Here is a 17,055-nt window from a genome sequence, read left to right as displayed (position 1 = left end):
TCGCCGATGAACCCGAGTCGACGTCGTGCCCTGCAGCTCCTCGGTCTGACCGGCTTCGTCGCCGTGGCGGGCAAAACCGCCTGGCTCCAGGTGGTCCAGGGCCCGGACCTCGCGGAGAAGGCCCGCGCCGAGCGCACTCTGACATGGACCAACGTTGCCCTGCGCGGCAACATCTGCGGCCGTGATGGCACCGTCCTGGCCACCTCCTCGGTGAGCTTCGACATCGGTGTCAATCAGGTGCTCGTCGCCCAATGGGAGGACAAGGTGGAGCAGGACAGCCCCACCACCGGCCTGCCCGAGACCGTCGTCGTCGGGCACGGACCCGCCGCCGCGGCCGACAGGCTCGCCCCCATCCTCGGGGTCGACGCCGCCGAGCTCGGGGCCAGGATGGTGGGGGAGTCCACCTACTCCGTCATCGCCGAGGCGGTCCCCCCGGATACCTGGCGCCAGATCAAGGCCCTGGGCATTCGCGGCATCGAGCCGGACCAGCGGGTGCGCCGCACCTACCCGGCCGGCTATGTCGCCGGCAACGTCGTCGGCCTGACCGCCGAGGGCGAGGGCCGCGTCCTGGAGGGCACGGCCGGTGTCGAGATCACGCAGGACGAGCAGCTCACCGGCATCAACGGCTCCGGCTCCATGGAGGTGGGCCGCACCGGCACGCAGATCCCCTCGGGGAGAGTTACCGAGACCGCCTCGATCCCCGGGGCCACCGTCACCCTCACCATCGACCCCGACCTCCAGGTCCTCGCTCAGCAGGCCATCGACGAGGTCGTCACCGCCCAGGGCGCCGAATGGGGCTGCTGTGTCGTCATGGAGCCCTCCACCGGCGAGGTCCTCGTCATGGCGGACAGCCGCACCGTCGATCCCGCCAACCCCATCGGCTCCGCCGCGGGGGACCGCGGCGTTCGCTGCGTCGAGGCCGTCTTCGAGCCCGGCAGCGTCGGCAAGGTCGTCACCTTCGCCGCCGCCCTGGAGGAGGGTGCCGTCACGCCCGAGGACACCTGGACCGTCCCCTACTCCTGGACCTCGGCCAACGGCCAGAGCTTCGTCGACTCCCATGCCCACGGCGTCGAGCAACTGACGACGGCGCAGGTCCTCGCCGAGTCCTCGAACGTCGGCACCGTCCAGATCGGGGAGAGGCTCGCCGACGACGTCCGCTACGCCTACATGGAGCGCTTCGGTTGGGGCGCCCCCACCGGCATCGAGCTGCCGGGGGAGTCCGCCGGGCTGCTCACGCCCCCCTCGGAATGGGACGACCGCACCCGCTACACCACGATGTTCGGCCAGGGCATCGCCGGCACCACACTCCAGTCCGCGCAGGTCCTGGCCACCATCGCCAACAACGGCGTGCGCGTGGCGCCCCGCGTCATCGCCTCCTGGACCGCCGCGGACGGCACCGTCACGCGGCAGGCCCGGCCCGAGGGCGTGCGCGTCGTCTCAGAGGCCACCGCCAGGACCCTCACAGACATGCTCGTCGGCGTCACCCAGGAGGGGGGCACCGCCAAGGAGGCCTCGATCGACGGCTACCTCGTGGCCGGCAAGACCGGCACCACGGAGATCATCTCCGAGGACGCCACCGTCGCCTCCTTCGTCGGCTTCACCCCCGCCCATGACCCGGCCATCGCCGCCGCCGTCATCGTCAACAAGCCCTCGGGCATCTACGGCGGCGTCGTCGCCGCCCCCGTCTTCCGGACCATCGCCCTGGCCGCGCTCCACAAGCTCGGCATCGCCCCGGACCCCTCTGTCATCGCGACGGCCAAGGCCCACCAAGGGGCCCAGGCCGCCCCCTCCGACCAGGACCGGGCAAGCGCGACCCCGGGGCAGGGCTGAGCGATGGCGCCGGTTCTCACGAGTCCGGCCGGGCCCGAGCAGGGAATCATGGGGCCGACCGCCGGGCGCGCCGCCCGGCGGACCCCCACGCGCCTGCGCCTTCCCGGTTCGGGGGAGATCCTGCTCACGCCCCTCAAGCGCCGTATGGGAGAACGCGGGGATCACAGAACCAGCTCGCCTCTCCTGATCTGCGCGCGCCGCCGGTCACGATAGATTGTGGGACTATGAGCAACCACGCGTACGAGTCGGCCGCGGCCCTGCGCCCGCACCGAAACGCTCCCATCGCTCTGAGCGACCTCGCCCAGCGATTCTCCCTGACCCCTGCCGCTCCCGCCGATGCCCAGGGCATCAACGCCCCCGCCCCCCTGACCGTCACCGGGGCCTCCGTGGATTCCGGCGACATCGCTCCCGGAGAGCTCTTCGTCGCCCTGCCCGGCTTCCGCGCTCACGGCGCCGACTACGCCGCCCAGGCCGTCGAGGCCGGCGCCGTCGCCGTCGTCACCGATGAGGCGGGAGCGAGCATCGTGCACGACTCCTGCCCCGCAATCCCCGTGCTCATCAGCGCCGACCCGCGCGCCATTGTGGGCCCCCTGGCCGCGGAGATCTACCACCACCCCTCGCGCTCGCTGGTCGCCACGGCCGTCACCGGCACCAACGGGAAGACCACCACCTCCTACTTCCTCGACGCCATGCTCACCGCCCACCTCGGCGGCTGCATGATGGCCGGCACAGTGGAGCTGCGCGCGGGCGGTCTGTCCGTGGAGTCGCCCCGCACCACTGTCGAGGCGCCGGTCCTGCAGCGCATGATGGCGCTGTGCGTCGAGCAGGGCGTGGGCGCCGCCTCCCTGGAGGCCTCCAGCCATGCCATCGTCCTGCACCGCCTCGGCGGCACCCGGATCGATGTCGCCGGCTTCACCAACCTCCAGCGCGACCACCTCGACTTCCACCGCACGATGGAGGAGTACCTCGACGCCAAGGCCCAGCTCTTCACCCCCGAGCACGCCCGGCGCGCCGTCGTCTGCGTCGACGACTCCTGGGGGGCCGCGCTCGCCGAGCGAATCGCCCGGGCAGGCGAGCTCCCCCTGGACCGCGTGCGGGCCTACGGCGGCGACGCCCCCGCCGACTGGTGGGTCGCTGACGCGGCCGTGTCCTTGACGGACTCGGCCACCACCTTCACCCTTCACGGGCCCGACGGCGTGGAGATCGCCGCCAGCTGCCCCCTGCCCGGGCTCGTCAACGTCCAGAACGCTGCCCTGTCACTCGTCATGGCGATCCGCGCCGGTGTGCCCGCCGAGGTCGCCGTCCAGGCGCTGGCCACCGCGCACAACATCCCGGGACGCATGCAGCGCATCAGCCAGCGCGACGGCACTCGGGGCCTGACCATCGTGGATTTCGCCCACACCCCCGACGCCATGGAGCTGGCGCTCGCCGCCGTCCGCCCGATCACCCCCGGGCGCCTCATCGTCGTCTTCGGCTCCGACGGAGACCGCGACCAGGGCAAGCGCTCCATGCTCGGCGAGGTCGCCGCGCGCCTGGCGGACGTGCTCGTCATCACCGATGAGAACCCCCGCAGCGAGGACCCCCAGCTCATCCGCGACGCGATCCTGGACGGCGTGCGCTCCGTGCGCCCCGATCTGACCGACGTCGAGGAGATCACCACCTGGCGTGGCGACGCCGTGCGCCGCGGAGTCGAGCTCTGCGGCCCCGAGGACACCGTCATCGTCACCGGTAAGGGCCACGAGCCCTTCCTCGAGGCTGCCGGCGAGTTCATCCGCTACAACGATGCCCCCGTCATGCGCGAGGCCGTCGACGCGAAATGGGGTGCCGCGTGATCGCCCGCACGATAGACGAGCTCGCCTTCTGGGCCGAGGGCCGCCTCATTCCTCCCGGCCCGCCGGCGGCTCCCGTGACCGGAGTCGTCACCGACTCCCGCCGGGCCGGGCCGGGCGCGCTCTTCGTGGCCATCAAGGGCGAGCGCGCTGACGGCCATAACTATCTCACCGCCGTCGCCCGCGCCGGCGCCGCGGCCGCCCTCGTCAGCGACGAGGCCGCGGCTCGCGCCGCCCTCGCCGAGGCCGGCCAGGCCGACGGGCCCGGCGCGGCGATGGCACTCATCGTCGTGGGGGACACCGTGGCCGCCCTCGGGCGCATCGCCCGGGGGCACCTCGCGGACCTGCGCCAGCGCGCGGGGGATCGGGGCCTGGCCGTCATCGCGATGACCGGATCGGTGGGCAAGACCACCACCAAGGACCTCACCCGCCAGCTCCTGGCCGCCCAAGGGCCCACGATCGCGCCGGTCGCCTCGTTCAACAACGAGATCGGCCTGCCCCTGACCGTTCTCGAGGCGGACGAGTCCACCCGCTACCTCGTTCTCGAAATGGGCGCCTCCGGACCGGATGACATCGCGGAACTGGTAGAGATCGCTCCGCTGGACGCCGCCGCCGTCCTCATGATCGGCCACGCCCATATGGGCGGTTTCGGCTCCATCGAGGGTGTCGCCACCGCCAAGAGCCATATCGTGCGCGGCCTTCTGCCCCACGGCACCGCCGTCCTCAACCTCGACGACGAGCGGGCCGCCGCCATGCGTCCCCTCGCGCCCGGCAGGGTCCTCACGTTCTCCGCCAGCGGTGACGAGCGCGCGGACCTGCGCGCCACCGGCGTGGAGCTCGATGAGGCCGCCCACGCCGTCGCCGATATCCACCTGCCCGGCGCCGCGCCCCGCCGCGCGCGCCTGGGACTGCCCGGCGCTCACAACGTCGCCAATGCCCTGGCTGCCCTCGGGCTGGCCCTCGCCGCGGGCGTGGGCGCCGATGATCTCCTGGATGCCATCGCCGCCGCGGGTCTGGAGAGCCCCCACCGCATGGCGGTCAGCGACCTGCCCGGAGGCGGCCGCCTCATCGACGATTCCTACAACGCCAACATCGACTCGATGACCGCCTCGCTCGCCTCCCTGCCCGCGCTGGCCGGGGACCGCCGCCGCGTCGTCGTCATCTCGGAGATGCTCGAGCTCGGCGAGACCTCCGCCGCCGATCACGCCACCACGGGGAGGCTCGTCGCGGACGCCGGCGCCGCCCTCCTGGTGTCCATCGGCGCGGGCGCGGCACCCGCCGCCGAGGCCGCCCGCCGGCGCGGCGTGGAGGTCGTCGAGACCCCCGACGCCGACGAGGCCATCGCTCGCATCCCCTCACTCCTCGCCCCCGGGGACGCGGTCCTCGTCAAGGGCTCGCACGGATCGGGCGCCTGGCGCGTGGCCGACCACCTGGCCGCCGGCGGCCCGACGTCCGCCAGCCACGACGCGATCGACGGACGCGATGGAAAGGACGCCCGATGACCGCCATCCTCGTCTCCTCCGCCGTCTCCCTGCTCGTCGCCCTTCTGGGCACACCCGCCCTCATCAAGTTCCTGGAGCGGCGCCATTACGGACAGTTCATCCGGGACGACGGCCCCGAGGGGCACTTCATCAAGCGCGGCACCCCCACGATGGGGGGCCTCGTCATCATCATCGCCCTCGTCCTGGGCTACGCCGCGGCCAACCTCGTCGAGCTCCGCACGCCGCGGGCCAGCGGCATCCTCCTGCTCTTCCTCATCGTCGGGCTGGGGCTCATCGGCTTCCTCGACGACTTCGAGAAGATCTCCCGGCAGAGATCCCTGGGCCTGACCCCCTGGCAGAAGATGCTCGGCCAGGCGGTCATCGGGATCGCCTTCTCCGTGGCAGGCCTCCTCTTCGCCGATCGCAACGGCCTGACCCCCGCCTCCACCCGCATCTCCTTCGCCCGCGACTCCCTCATCGACATGGCCTTCCTGCGCGGCGGGAACGGATCGTTCAGCCTCGGCGGCGCCACCGGCCTGACCCTGGCGGGGGCGGCCGTCGCCCTCCTGCTGTTCATCCTGTGGTCGAACTTCCTCATCACCGCCTGGTCCAACGCCGTCAACCTCACCGACGGCCTCGACGGCCTCGCGGCGGGCGCCTCCGCGATGGTCTTCGGCGCCTACACCCTCGTGAGCGTCTGGCAGTCCAACCAGTCCTGCGTCTACGGGCACCCGGACATCGTGGTCAACACCTGCTACCAGGTCCGGGACCCCCGCGATCTCGCCATGATCGCCGCGGCCCTCATGGGCGCCTGCTTCGGGTTCCTGTGGTGGAACGCCTCCCCGGCCAAGATCTTCATGGGGGACACCGGCTCACTCGCCCTGGGCGGGGCGGTCGCCGGGATGTCCATCCTGTCGCGCACCGAGTTCCTCGCCGTCATCCTGGGCGGCCTGTTCCTGGCGGAGGTCATCTCCGTGATCCTCCAGGTCGTCTCCTTCAAGTCCACGGGCAAGCGCGTCTTCCGCATGGCGCCCCTGCACCACCACTTCGAGCTCGGCGGTTGGACCGAGGTCAATGTCGTCATCCGCTTCTGGATCGTCGCGGGCCTGTGCGTCGTGGCGGCCCTGGGCCTGTTCTACGCCGAGTTCCTCGTCTCCTGATCCCGTCCCCGCCCGCATCGGCGCCCACGGCGCCGCACCCGACGGCGCCCACGGCGCCTCCCGAGCACATGAAGGAATGGAAGTCCCGAGATGAACGAGCTGGACGGTGCGCGCGTCGGAGTGGTGGGCCTGGGCAGGACCGGGGCCGCCGTCGTCGATGCCCTGACGACCCTGGGAGCCGAGGTACACGCCTACGACGGCCGCGCCGAGGCAGTTGAGGCCCTCGTCGCCCCAGTGGCCTCGCGCATGGCGGGCAGCCCCGAGGACATCGCCGCCGCCCTGGAGCCCTCAGATCTGCGCTTGCTCGTGGTCTCCCCGGGAGTCCCCGCCACCGGCCCGATCCTCACCGCCGCCCAGGCCGCCGGCATCGAGACCTGGTCCGAGATCGAGCTCGCCTGGCGCCTCCAACGCGCCTCGGCGCGCCCGGGCGTGCCCTGGCTCGCCGTCACCGGCACCGATGGCAAGACGACGACGGTCGGCATGCTCGCGTCCATACTCACCGCCGCAGGGCTCGCCGCCCCGGCCGTCGGCAATATCGGCGACCCGGTCATCTCCACCGTCCTGGCGGGGAAGGCCGACGTGCTGGCCGTCGAGCTTTCCAGCTTCCAGCTCCACACCACCCGCACCCTCTCGCCGGCCTCGGCGGCCTGTCTCAACGTGGCCGCTGATCACCTCGACTGGCACGGCGGTCCCGAGGCCTACGCCGCGGACAAGGCGCGCGTCTACGCCCGCGCGCAGCGCGCCGCCATCTACAACTGCCAGGATGAGGCCACCCGCGCCATGGTGTCTGATGCCGATGTCGTCGAGGGCTGCCTCGCCGTCGGCTTCACACTGGGCGCACCCGGCCTGGGACAGGTCGGCCTCGTCGAGGACCTCCTCGTGGACCGCGCCCTGCACTCGGCCCGCCACGCCGAGGGCCGCGAGATCGCCACCCTCGACGACCTCGCCCACCTGGCGCCCGGCGGGAGCGCCGACCGCCTCCCGGCCCATATCGTCGCCGACGCCCTCGCCGCGGCCGCCCTCGCGCTGGGCTCGGGCCTTCCCGGGGTCGGAGCCGAGGCCGTGGCCGCAGGACTGCGCGCCTTCGCCCCCGGCGCCCACCGCATCGTCACAGTCGCCGAGGCGGGTGGGGTCGCCTGGGTGGACGACTCCAAGGCCACCAACCCGCACTCCGCACGGGCCGCCCTCGCCGGGCTGCCCGCCGGCACCGGCGTATGGATCGCCGGCGGGGACACCAAGGGCGCCACCTTCCACGAGCTCGTGCGCGCCGTCGCCCCCGCCCTGCGCGGCGTGGTCCTCATCGGGCGCGACCAGTCCGCGATGTCCGAGGCCCTGGCCGCCCAGGCCCCCGGTCTGCCCGTCACCCGCGTGGCCGACGGCTCCCCCCGCGAGGTCATCGAGGGCGCCGTGGCCGCCTCGGCCGCCATGGCGCAGCCGGGGGACACCGTCATGCTCGCCCCGGCCTGCGCCTCCTGGGACCAGTTCGCCTCCTACGCCGAGCGCGGCGACCTCTTCGCCGACGCGGCGCGCCATCACGCCGCGAGTGTCGAGAACGAGGATGATGAGCGGTCATGAGCGCCCAGCAACGTCGGCCCGCGCGCACGGGCCCCAGCGGTCGTGCGCGCGGACAGCGTTCTCGGCCGCCCATCATCCCCCTGCCGGGGGAGGGCTCGCCCTCCGGGTGTGAAGCCGCCGCGCCGCCCGCCGCCGCGCCCGAGCGCCGGCCCGGGCCCATAGGCCGCGCCCTGCGACGCGCGGCCAGGCGTATCGGCGGCCCCGACGGGCCGAGGGACGCGGATATGAGCCTGCTGAGCTTCTACGCGCTGCTGCTGGCCACCGTCCTGCTCCTCACGCTCGGCCTCATGACGGTCTTCTCCGTCCAGCAGGTGGTATCCGCCGCCCGCGGGCGCGACGCCGTCGTCGACTTCTCCAAGTACCTCATCTTCGCCGGGGTCGGGCTGATCGGCATGTGGGGCATGTCCCTGCTCTCCGAGCGCGCGCTGCGCTACCTGGCGATCCCCGTCCTCATGGGCGCCACCGCGCTCCAATCGCTCGTCTTCACGCCTTTGGGCACCTGCACCGGCGGCAACTGCAACTGGGTGGAGGTCCCCGGCATCGGCACCGCCCAGCCCTCGGAGTTCATCAAGGTGGGGCTGAGCCTGTACACGGGCCTCATCATCGCCCGCTGGTTCGCGGAGGGGCGCTGGCAGCGACTGCACTGGCTCGTCAAGACCACCGCCGCCCTCCTCCCAGCCGCCGCCATCGCCCTGGTCATGGGCGGCGGGGACCTGGGAACCGTCATCATCCTGGGGATCCTGCTGGCCGGCGCGGGCTGGATGGCGGGCCTGGCCAAGCGCTGGTTCGTGACCCTCGGGACAGCCGGGGCGGCCCTGTTCATCTTCGCCTCGGTCATCTCCCTCAACCGGCGTACGCGCATCCTCGTGTGGCTCCACCCCGACCGCGATGACCCCCTGGACATCGGCTACCAGCCCAAGCACGCCCGCTGGGCCCTGGCCACCGGCGGATGGCAGGGCGTGGGGCCGGGATCATCGCGCCAGAAGTGGGGCTACCTCACCCAGGCCGAGTCCGACTACGCCTACGCGGTCCTCGGCGAGGAGCTCGGGTTGGCCGGGGCGCTGCTCGTCATCATCCTGTTCGCGGTCCTGGGCTGGGCCCTGGCGCGGATCATCCGGCGCTCCAACTCCCTGTACGCCAGCGTCGTCGTCGGCGGCATCATGGTGTGGATCATCGGCCAGGCCATCATCAACATGGCCGTGGTGACCAACCTCCTGCCGGTGCTCGGCGTCCCTCTGCCGCTGATCTCACAGGGCGGCAGCGCCCTCATATCCGTGCTGCTCGCCATCGGGATAGCCCTGTCCTTCGCCAGGCGGGAGCCGGGAGCCCAGCAGGGGCTCAGATCACGGCCCGGCGCCGTGCGCCGTACGCTTGCGGTGATCTCGACCCGCAGGAGGAACCGTGCCTGACAACCGCCCCGACGATGCCCCCTTGCGCCCCCTGCGCGTCCTCCTGGCCGGGGGAGGCACCGCCGGCCACGTCAACCCCCTCCTGGCCACGGCCGCGGCCCTGACCGACCCCGCCCTGGGCGGCCATCCGGGCACTCGGATCCTCGTCCTGGGCACCCGCCAGGGACTGGAGGCGCGCCTCGTGCCCGAGGCCGGCCATGACCTCGCCTTCATCCCCCGCGTCCCCCTGCCCCGCAAGCCGAGTCTCGACCTGCTTCGCCTGCCCGGCAACCTGCGCTCCGCCGTGCGCGCCGCGCGCGAGGCGATCGAGCGCGTGGGGGCCGACGTCGTCGTCGGCTTCGGCGGCTACGTCGCCACCCCCGCCTACCTCGCCGCCCGCCGCGCCGGCGTGCCCATCGTCATCCACGAGCAGAACGCCCGCCCCGGCCTGGCCAACAGGCTCGGCGCCCGCTGGGCCCGCGCCGTGGCCCTCACCTTCGCCTCCACTCCGCTCATGGCCGCCAAGGGATCCACCGAGATGACCGGGCTACCCCTGCGCCCCGCGATCGCCGGGCTCGTCGCGTCCCAGGTCACCGCCGACGGCGCCGCCACCGCCCGGCGCGAGGGCGCCGCCGCCCTCGGCCTCGACCCCGAGCGCCCCACCCTCCTCGTCACCGGGGGCTCGCTCGGCGCGCAGCGCCTCAACGAGGTCCTCTCCGCCTCGATGGCCCGCCTGCCCAAGGGGCTCCAGGTTCTCCATTTGACCGGAAGGGGCAAGGACGTCCCCGTGCGCGAGGCCCTGGAGAGCGCCGCCGGGCAGGACCCGTCCCTTCCGGACCGCTACCGGGTCCTCGACTACCTGACTGCCATGGAGCAGGCATACGCCTGCGCCGACGGCGTCGTGTGCCGCTCCGGTGCCGGGACCGTGGCCGAGCTGACGGCGCTGGGCCTGCCGGCCCTCTACGTTCCCCTGCCCATCGGCAACGGCGAGCAGCGCCTCAACGCCGCCGACTGCGTGAGCGCTGGGGGAGGGCGGATCGTCCCCGACGCCGATCTCGACGCCGACGCCCTGCTCTCCTTCACCGGCGTCATCGCCGACGCCGAGCAGCGCGCCGCCATGGCGAGGGCCACAGCCGGTGTGGGCGTGCGCGACGGCGCCGCCCGGCTCGGAGCCCTCATCCGAGCCGCAGTGACCAGCAGCGCCGATGCCGAAGGGAAGAAGAAATGAGCACCAGCGAGCAGCCCAGTCATCCGGGGGCCTCCGGGCCCGCCGGCCTGGAGGGCCGGGCCTTCCACCTCGTGGGCGTGGGCGGCGCGGGCATGAGCGTCGTCGCCCAGCTGCTCGTCGAGCGCGGTGCCGCGGTCACCGGCTCCGATGCCAATGGGGGCGAGGCCTTCGACCGCCTCGCCGCGGCCGGGATCGGCGTGGTCATCGGCCACGCCGCCGCCAACGTCCCGCCCGACGCGACGCTCGTCGTCTCCACCGCCGTCAAGGAGGCCAACCCCGAGCTGGCCGCCGCCCGCCGGCGCGGCCAGGAGGTCCTGCACCGCTCCCAGGCCCTCGCCCTGGCCGCGGAGGGCCGCGATTTCGTCGCCGTGGCCGGCGCCCACGGCAAGACCACCACCTCCGGCATGCTCGCCGAGGCGCTCACCGAGGCGGGGGCGGACCCCTCCTTCGCGATCGGCGGCGTGGTCCGCGCCCTGGGCACCGGCGCGCATCTGGGCTCCGGTCGCGCCTTCGTGGCCGAGGCCGACGAGTCGGACCGCTCCTTCCTCAACTACGCCCCGCGCATCGCCCTGGTGACGAATGTCGAGCCGGACCATCTCGACAACTACGGCACGCCCGAGGCCTTCGAGGCCGCCTTCGTCGACTTCGCACGGCGTCTCGTCCCCGGTGGGCTGCTCGTGGCCTGTGCCGACGACCCGGGCGCCGCCCGCCTCGCCGCCTCCGCCGTCGCCGAGGGACTGCGCGTGGCCACCTTCGGCAACGCCGAGCCGGCCTTCCTCGGTCCCAGCCACGAGGCCCACACCCGCTTGCGGATCACCGGCAGGGCAGCGGGCTCCACCGCCGCCACCCTCGCCCGCGCCACTCCCGACGGCGCGCGGGAGCTGGTCTCACTCGACCTGCGGGTCCCGGGCGACCATGTGGCCCTCGACGCCGCCGGCGCCTGGACCGCGGGCGTCGAGCTGGGGGTCGCCGGTCAGGCGATGGCCGATGCCCTGGGCGCTTTCGGCGGTACCGGGCGCCGCTTCGAGGACCGCGGCGAGGCCGGGGGAGTGCGGGTGGTGGACGATTACGCGCACCATCCGACCGAGATCGAGGCCCTGGTGGCCACCGCCCGCGGGGTTGCCACCGCGCGGGGCGGCCGCCTGCTCGTCCTCTTCCAGCCCCACCTCTTCTCCCGCACCGCCGCCTTCGCCCCCCGCTTCGGCGCCGCCCTGGCCAAGGCCGACGCCGTCGTCGTCGCCGATGTCTACCCCGCCCGCGAGGCCCAGGAGGACTTCCCCGGGGTCGATGGCGGGACGATCGTCGCCGAGGTCCCCGGCTCCAGGGCCCGCTTCATTCCCGACCGCCTCGAGGCCGCCCACGCCATCGCCGCCCTCGCGCGCCCCGGCGACCTCCTTCTGACAGTCGGGGCGGGGGATGTCACCGCGCTCGGCGAGGTGATCCTCGCCGATCTCACGGCGTCGCCCGCCTCCGACTCCGAGGGCCGGGGGAGCCGATGAGGAGGCCCCGCGCTCCGCGCCCGACGCACGAGCCCGTCGAGCCCACGGGCGTCGAGGAGGCGCGGCAGGCCCCCGACCGGGCCGGAGGCAGGGCCCGTCCCGGCTCTGCCATCCCCGAGGGGGCCGGTCCCGCGCGATACTCCGCCGCAGTGCCCGGCGCGGACTCTGCCACTGCTCCGACCGGGGTCGCGACCAGGGCCGAACCCGGCTCACTCGGGCGGCTGCGCGAGCACGCCGCCTCCTCCGTCATCTCCACCGGGCTCACCGACCGCCTGGCCGAGCGGCGCCGGGCCGCCCGCACCCTGAGGCTGCGGCGCCTGACGGGCGCCGTCGCCGTCATCCTGGTCATCGCTGCGATCGCTTGGGGCGTCCTCTACTCCCCGCTCCTGGCCCTGCGCCCGGCGGATATCACTGTCGAGGGGGCGCAGGACGCCAGCAGCGGAGTGGACGCCGACCAGGTGCGCGGCGTGCTCGCCGCCCACGAGGGGGAGTCCCTCGTGAGGCTCGACGTCGATCGGCTCGGTGGCGAGGTCGCCGACGGCCTGGTCCGTGTGCGCTCGGCCACAGTGACCCGCTCCTGGCCCCACGGCCTGACCGTTTCCCTGGAGCTGAGGAACCCGGTCGCCGCGCAGGAGACCGAAGAGGGATACGCGGTGCTCGACTCCGAAGCCGTTGTTCTCGAGACCGTGACCGAGGCGCCCGCAGGCCTCGCGCGCCTGGCCGTTGACGGGGCGGGGGAGGGCGGCGCCCCGCCTCTCAACGCCGCGCAGGTCGCCACGATGACGGCCATCATGGGCAGCCTCGACGCGGCGACCCGCCAGCGGGTCTCCCAGGCGACGATCTCCACCACGGGCCAGGTGGGGCTGTCCCTGGCCGATGGGGCGAGCGTCGTGTGGGGCGACGGCTCCCAGAACGCCCTCAAGGCGAGGGTCCTGGCCACCCTGCTGACCACGTCTGCCCGCGTCTATGACGTCTCCGCGCCGCACAACCCGACGACCCGCTGAGCGCGCGTCTGACACGCCGAGGAAAATCCAGGCCGGTTCCGCCGCGGACCCATAGCGTTGCCCTTGTCATCGCAAGAATGACATAAGTATAAACCTCAACGTGAGGTTGAGGGTCGAGGGGAGCCCGGAGGGCTCGCACGAGCGCGGAGGCAGACAGTGGTGGAGTCCCAGCACTACCAGGCGATCATCAAGGTCGTGGGCGTCGGCGGTGGCGGAGTCAACGCCGTTAACCGCATGATCGAGGCCGACTTGCGCGGCGTGGAGTTCCTGGCGGTCAATACCGACGCCCAGGCCCTCATCATGTCCGACGCGGACACGAAGCTCGACGTCGGTCGGGATCTGACCCGCGGTCTGGGCGCCGGGGCGGACCCGTCGATCGGGCGCAAGGCCGCCGAGGACCATGAGGAGGAGATCCGCGAGGCCCTCGAGGGCGCGGACATGGTCTTCGTGACCGCGGGCGAGGGTGGCGGCACCGGCACCGGTGCCGCGCCCGTCGTGGCGCGTGTCGCTCACGAGCTCGGAGCCCTGACCATCGGCGTGGTCACTCGTCCGTTCTCCTTCGAGGGCCGGCGCCGCGCCGCCCAGGCCGAGGAGGGCGTCAACAAGCTTCGCGCCGAGGTCGACACCCTCATCGTCATCCCCAACGACCGCCTCCTGCAGATCGCGGACCGCAACATCTCCGTGGTCGACGCCTTCAAGCAGGCCGATCAGGTCCTCCTCCAAGGTGTTCAGGGCATCACCGAGCTCATCACGACCCCCGGCCTTATCAACGTCGATTTCAACGATGTCAAGTCCGTCATGCAGAACGCCGGCAGCGCCCTCATGGGCATCGGCTCGGCCACCGGCGAGGGCCGCGCGCTGGCCGCCACCGAGCAGGCCATCGCCTCCCCGCTGCTGGAGTCCTCCATCGATGGCGCCCACGGTGTCCTCATCTTCTTCCAGGGCGGCTCCGACCTCGGCCTCTTCGAGATCTCCGAGGCCGCCAACCTCGTGCGCGAGTCCGTCCACCCCGAGGCGAACATCATCTTCGGCAACGTGGTCGACGGCGCTCTGGGTGACGAGGTCCGCGTCACCGTCATCGCGGCCGGCTTCGATGAGGAGCCCGTCCCCGCGGGCCTCGACCGCGCGGCCTCCCAGAAGAGCGCCCGCCACTCCGCTCAGCCGGCCACCCGCACCGTTGAGCCCCGCAACTCCTCGCACGCGGCGGACCCCGCCGTGACCACTCCGGTCCCGCAGCCGCCGGCGGTGAAGTCCGCCCCGGTGTCCGCTTCCGCCCCCACTGCGGTTCCTCCGCTGCCCGCGCCCGTCGCCCAGGAGCGCCCCGCCTCCGTCCCGGTCTCGCCCTCGGACAACACCGGCTCCGTTCCCGTGTTCGTGGACGCCGCCGCCGAGCAGCCCCCCGTGGAGCTCGCGGTGCCCCCGATGCTGGGCGCCGACGCCGAGGACACCATCGACCTGCCCGACTTCCTGCGCTGAGCGCGGGAGCCGGCATGACGATCCCCGGCCTTATCGAGGCCGACCTGGGCCCCCGCGCCCGCGGGTACTTCACCTCCCGCGGCGCGGGGGCCTCTCGCCTGCCCGCACCGATCGATGCGGGCTACGCCGGGCTCAACCTCGCCGACCACGTCGGCGACGACCCCGCCCATGTCGCCGCCTGCCGTGCCTGGTTGGAGAGCACCGTGGGCCTGGAGGGCGGGGACATCGCCTGGATGAACCAGGTCCACTCCGACATCATCGCCCATGCCCGGCGGGGGAGCGCCCCGACCGCCGACGCCCTCATCCTCGACGCGCGCGCTGAGGAGGCCTCTGCCCGGTCCCCGCGCGGCGCGGGCGTGCTGGTCGCCGACTGCGTGCCACTGCTGCTCGCCTCCGCGGATGGGCGCCTGGTGGCCGCGGTCCACGCCGGCCGCAGGGGCATGCTCGGCGGCGTCGTGCCCAGGACGGTCGAGGAGATGACGCGGCTCGGGGCAGATCCGTCGGGAATCAGCGCGGCGATCGGTCCGAGCATCTGCGGGCGCTGCTACGAGGTGCCCGGAACCATGCGCGACGAGGCCGCCGCCGTCGAGCCGGCCTGCGCCTCCACCACATCCTGGGGGACCCCCGGCCTCGACGTCGCGGCCGGCGTTATCGCCCAGCTTCAGCGCTCCGGTGTCGCGCGGATCGCGCCGGGCGAGTGGTGCACCTTCGAGGATGAGCGCTTCTTCTCCTACCGCCGCGAGGGAACCACGGGGCGCCTGGCTGGTATCGTCCTGACAACAATCTGAGAATTGCCTGATCGTAGGGGTATTGCCTCATGGTCGCTTCGAGGACACGCCGTGCCCAATCACCGACGCTCGCTCCGATGACCGATAACGTCGCCCACACCGGGAGGCCAGGGGACGCCCGGGGGAGCCAACGGAGAAGGAGCCAGCTATGAGCGCACTGCGCAAGGTGTCGACATTCCTCGGGTACACCGAGCCCGAGCGGGAGCTCTACGCGGAGGACGAGGAGGTCTACGCCCCCGTCTTCGATCAGGTGGCCGAGGAGGCCGACCCCGAGCCGTCGGCCCCGAGCGCCTATGAGGCCGCTCTGGAGCCGGTGTCGGTGCCCGATCTGCGCCGCATCGTCACCGTGCACCCCTCCACCTACAACGAGGCCCGCGTCATCGGCGAGGCCTTCCGCGACGGCGCGCCCGTCATCATCAACCTCACCGGCATGAGCGAGGCCGAGGCCCGCCGGATGGTGGACTTCTCCGCCGGGCTCGTGCACGGCCTGCGCGGTGCCATCGAGCCCATCACGCCCCGCGTCTTCCTGCTCACCCCCGCGAGCGTCGAGATCGACGACGGTGAGGCCGAGGAGCGCGACCGCTTCTTCAACCAGAGCTGAGTCATAGGGGTGGAAGCGCTGCATTCGATCATTTCGATCATCAGTAGCCTGCTGAGCATCTGCATCCTCATCCTCGTGATCAGGGTGGTGCTCGACCTGGTGACCGTGTTCGCCAGGTCGTGGAGGCCCACCGGCGCGGTGCTCCTGCTGGCCAATCTCGTGTACTCCCTGACCGACCCCCCGCTGCGCTTCCTCAGGCGGCGAATCCCTGCTCTCACTCTGGGCTCCTTCGGGATCGACCTGAGCTTCCTGGCGCTCTGGTTCGGCATCATGATCGTCCAGTACCTCCTGGTGATCCTCGACAGGCTCCTGTGAGGGGGCGCTCATGAATCCTGGTGACCTGCTTCTTCCCACTTCTGGCAAGGGGATCGATCTGCTCCGGGTGTGACGAGGACAGCGTGATTCGCATCCCTCTCCGGCCCCGCGCGGCGTCAGTTCAGGTACTGTAGTCAACGTGAGTCACCGGTTGATCCGGTGCTTGTGACAATGTCCGTAACGACACCGAGGTGACGATATGACGCTGCTGACAGCAGACGACGTCCTCAACAAGAAGTTCCAGGCGACGAAGTTCCGCGAGGGTTACGAGCAGGACGAGGTCGATGAGTTCCTTGACGAGGTCGTCGAGGCGATGCGCCAGCTCGAGGCAGAGAACGTCGAGCTCAAGGCGAAGCTGGATGCCGCGAACCGCCGCATCGAGGAGCTTTCCCAGGCCGCTCCTGCGCGCACCGGTGCCGCCTCTTCTGCGGCTGCCGCTCCGGTTGTCAACGAGCCCTCGGCGGTCTCCGCTCCCACCGCTTCCCCGGCGCTGTCGGCCATGTCGGCCATGGGCGTCAACGGGGACGAGCCCGGTGCTGCCTCCGGCATGCTCGAGCTCGCCCAGCGCCTGCACGACGAGCACGTGTCCAATGGTAAGGCTGAGGGTGAGCGCATCGTCGCCGAGGCCCGCGCCACTGGTGAGCAGATCGTCCGCGACGCCGAGGACCAGCGCAACCGCACTCTCGCCCAGCTCGAGAAGGAGCGCTCCGGCCTGGAGCACAAGATCGACGAGTTGCGCCGCTTCGAGTCCGACTACCGGACCCGCCTCAAGAGCTACCTCACCAACCTCCTCACCAATGTCGAGGAGGGCTCCAGCACCGAGGCCGGCCACATCTGATCGGCCCGGCGCCCCGCGCGCCGGCACCGCATGCCCATCGTCG

Annotated in this window: 14 protein-coding genes; all 14 read left to right on the top strand. The window is 72.4% G+C overall.

The window, feature by feature from the left end; all coding sequences use genetic code 11:
* Positions 1–6: 6 nt before the first annotated feature.
* The 14 genes from B6G06_RS05695 (at position 7) to B6G06_RS05630 (ending at position 17,012) form a co-directional block, all read left to right on the top strand.
* Entirely contained in the window at positions 7–1,830 is a 1,824-nt protein-coding gene (locus B6G06_RS05695) for a peptidoglycan D,D-transpeptidase FtsI family protein (protein WP_081171421.1), read from the top strand.
* A 224-nt stretch (positions 1,831–2,054) separates the two neighbouring features.
* Positions 2,055–3,662, top strand: a complete 1,608-nt coding sequence (locus B6G06_RS05690; RefSeq protein ID WP_081171419.1) for a UDP-N-acetylmuramoyl-L-alanyl-D-glutamate--2,6-diaminopimelate ligase — start codon at positions 2,055–2,057, stop codon at positions 3,660–3,662.
* On the top strand, positions 3,647–5,161 hold the full coding sequence (locus B6G06_RS05685) for a UDP-N-acetylmuramoyl-tripeptide--D-alanyl-D-alanine ligase (protein ID WP_081171417.1): 1,515 nt from the start codon (positions 3,647–3,649) through the stop codon (positions 5,159–5,161). Before B6G06_RS05690 ends, B6G06_RS05685 begins: the two co-directional genes overlap by 16 nt.
* Positions 5,158–6,300: a phospho-N-acetylmuramoyl-pentapeptide-transferase gene (gene mraY, locus B6G06_RS05680; RefSeq protein ID WP_080463013.1), complete on the top strand. Its 1,143-nt coding sequence runs from the start codon at positions 5,158–5,160 to the stop codon at positions 6,298–6,300. Before B6G06_RS05685 ends, mraY begins: the two co-directional genes overlap by 4 nt.
* Before the next feature lie 90 nt (positions 6,301–6,390).
* Entirely contained in the window at positions 6,391–7,875 is a 1,485-nt protein-coding gene (gene murD / locus B6G06_RS05675; RefSeq protein WP_081171415.1) for a UDP-N-acetylmuramoyl-L-alanine--D-glutamate ligase, read from the top strand.
* 224 nt (positions 7,876–8,099) lie between these two features.
* Positions 8,100–9,284, top strand: coding sequence for an FtsW/RodA/SpoVE family cell cycle protein (locus tag B6G06_RS05670; protein WP_240494022.1), 1,185 nt, complete (start codon positions 8,100–8,102; stop codon positions 9,282–9,284).
* On the top strand, positions 9,277–10,491 hold the full coding sequence (locus B6G06_RS05665) for a UDP-N-acetylglucosamine--N-acetylmuramyl-(pentapeptide) pyrophosphoryl-undecaprenol N-acetylglucosamine transferase (protein ID WP_081171411.1): 1,215 nt from the start codon (positions 9,277–9,279) through the stop codon (positions 10,489–10,491). Before B6G06_RS05670 ends, B6G06_RS05665 begins: the two co-directional genes overlap by 8 nt.
* The gene (gene murC, locus B6G06_RS05660; RefSeq protein ID WP_081171409.1) at positions 10,488–11,990 is read left to right on the top strand and encodes a UDP-N-acetylmuramate--L-alanine ligase; all 1,503 of its coding nucleotides are present in this window, start codon (positions 10,488–10,490) and stop codon (positions 11,988–11,990) included. The genes B6G06_RS05665 and murC overlap by 4 nt, the downstream gene beginning before the upstream one ends.
* The gene (locus B6G06_RS05655; RefSeq protein WP_081171407.1) at positions 11,987–12,994 is read left to right on the top strand and encodes a cell division protein FtsQ/DivIB; all 1,008 of its coding nucleotides are present in this window, start codon (positions 11,987–11,989) and stop codon (positions 12,992–12,994) included. The genes murC and B6G06_RS05655 overlap by 4 nt, the downstream gene beginning before the upstream one ends.
* Before the next feature lie 156 nt (positions 12,995–13,150).
* Positions 13,151–14,470 carry a cell division protein FtsZ gene (gene ftsZ / locus B6G06_RS05650; RefSeq protein ID WP_080463019.1) on the top strand — a complete coding sequence of 440 codons (1,320 nt, stop codon included), beginning with the start codon at positions 13,151–13,153 and terminating at the stop codon, positions 14,468–14,470.
* Between the two features lie 14 nt (positions 14,471–14,484).
* Positions 14,485–15,258 carry a peptidoglycan editing factor PgeF gene (gene pgeF, locus B6G06_RS05645; RefSeq protein ID WP_081171405.1) on the top strand — a complete coding sequence of 258 codons (774 nt, stop codon included), beginning with the start codon at positions 14,485–14,487 and terminating at the stop codon, positions 15,256–15,258.
* A gap of 148 nt (positions 15,259–15,406) precedes the next feature.
* The gene (locus B6G06_RS05640) at positions 15,407–15,859 is read left to right on the top strand and encodes a cell division protein SepF (protein WP_080463021.1); all 453 of its coding nucleotides are present in this window, start codon (positions 15,407–15,409) and stop codon (positions 15,857–15,859) included.
* 9 nt (positions 15,860–15,868) lie between these two features.
* Positions 15,869–16,174, top strand: a complete 306-nt coding sequence (locus tag B6G06_RS05635; protein WP_081171403.1) for a YggT family protein — start codon at positions 15,869–15,871, stop codon at positions 16,172–16,174.
* A gap of 199 nt (positions 16,175–16,373) precedes the next feature.
* The gene (locus tag B6G06_RS05630) at positions 16,374–17,012 is read left to right on the top strand and encodes a DivIVA domain-containing protein (protein ID WP_081171401.1); all 639 of its coding nucleotides are present in this window, start codon (positions 16,374–16,376) and stop codon (positions 17,010–17,012) included.
* Positions 17,013–17,055: the final 43 nt, after the last annotated feature.

Source organism: Actinomyces gaoshouyii (genome assembly GCF_002076915.1).
GTDB classification, from domain to species: Bacteria; Actinomycetota; Actinomycetes; order Actinomycetales; family Actinomycetaceae; genus Actinomyces; species Actinomyces gaoshouyii.
Note: the sequence above shows the minus strand (reverse complement) of the source record. Positions and strands in the feature narration are given on the sequence as shown.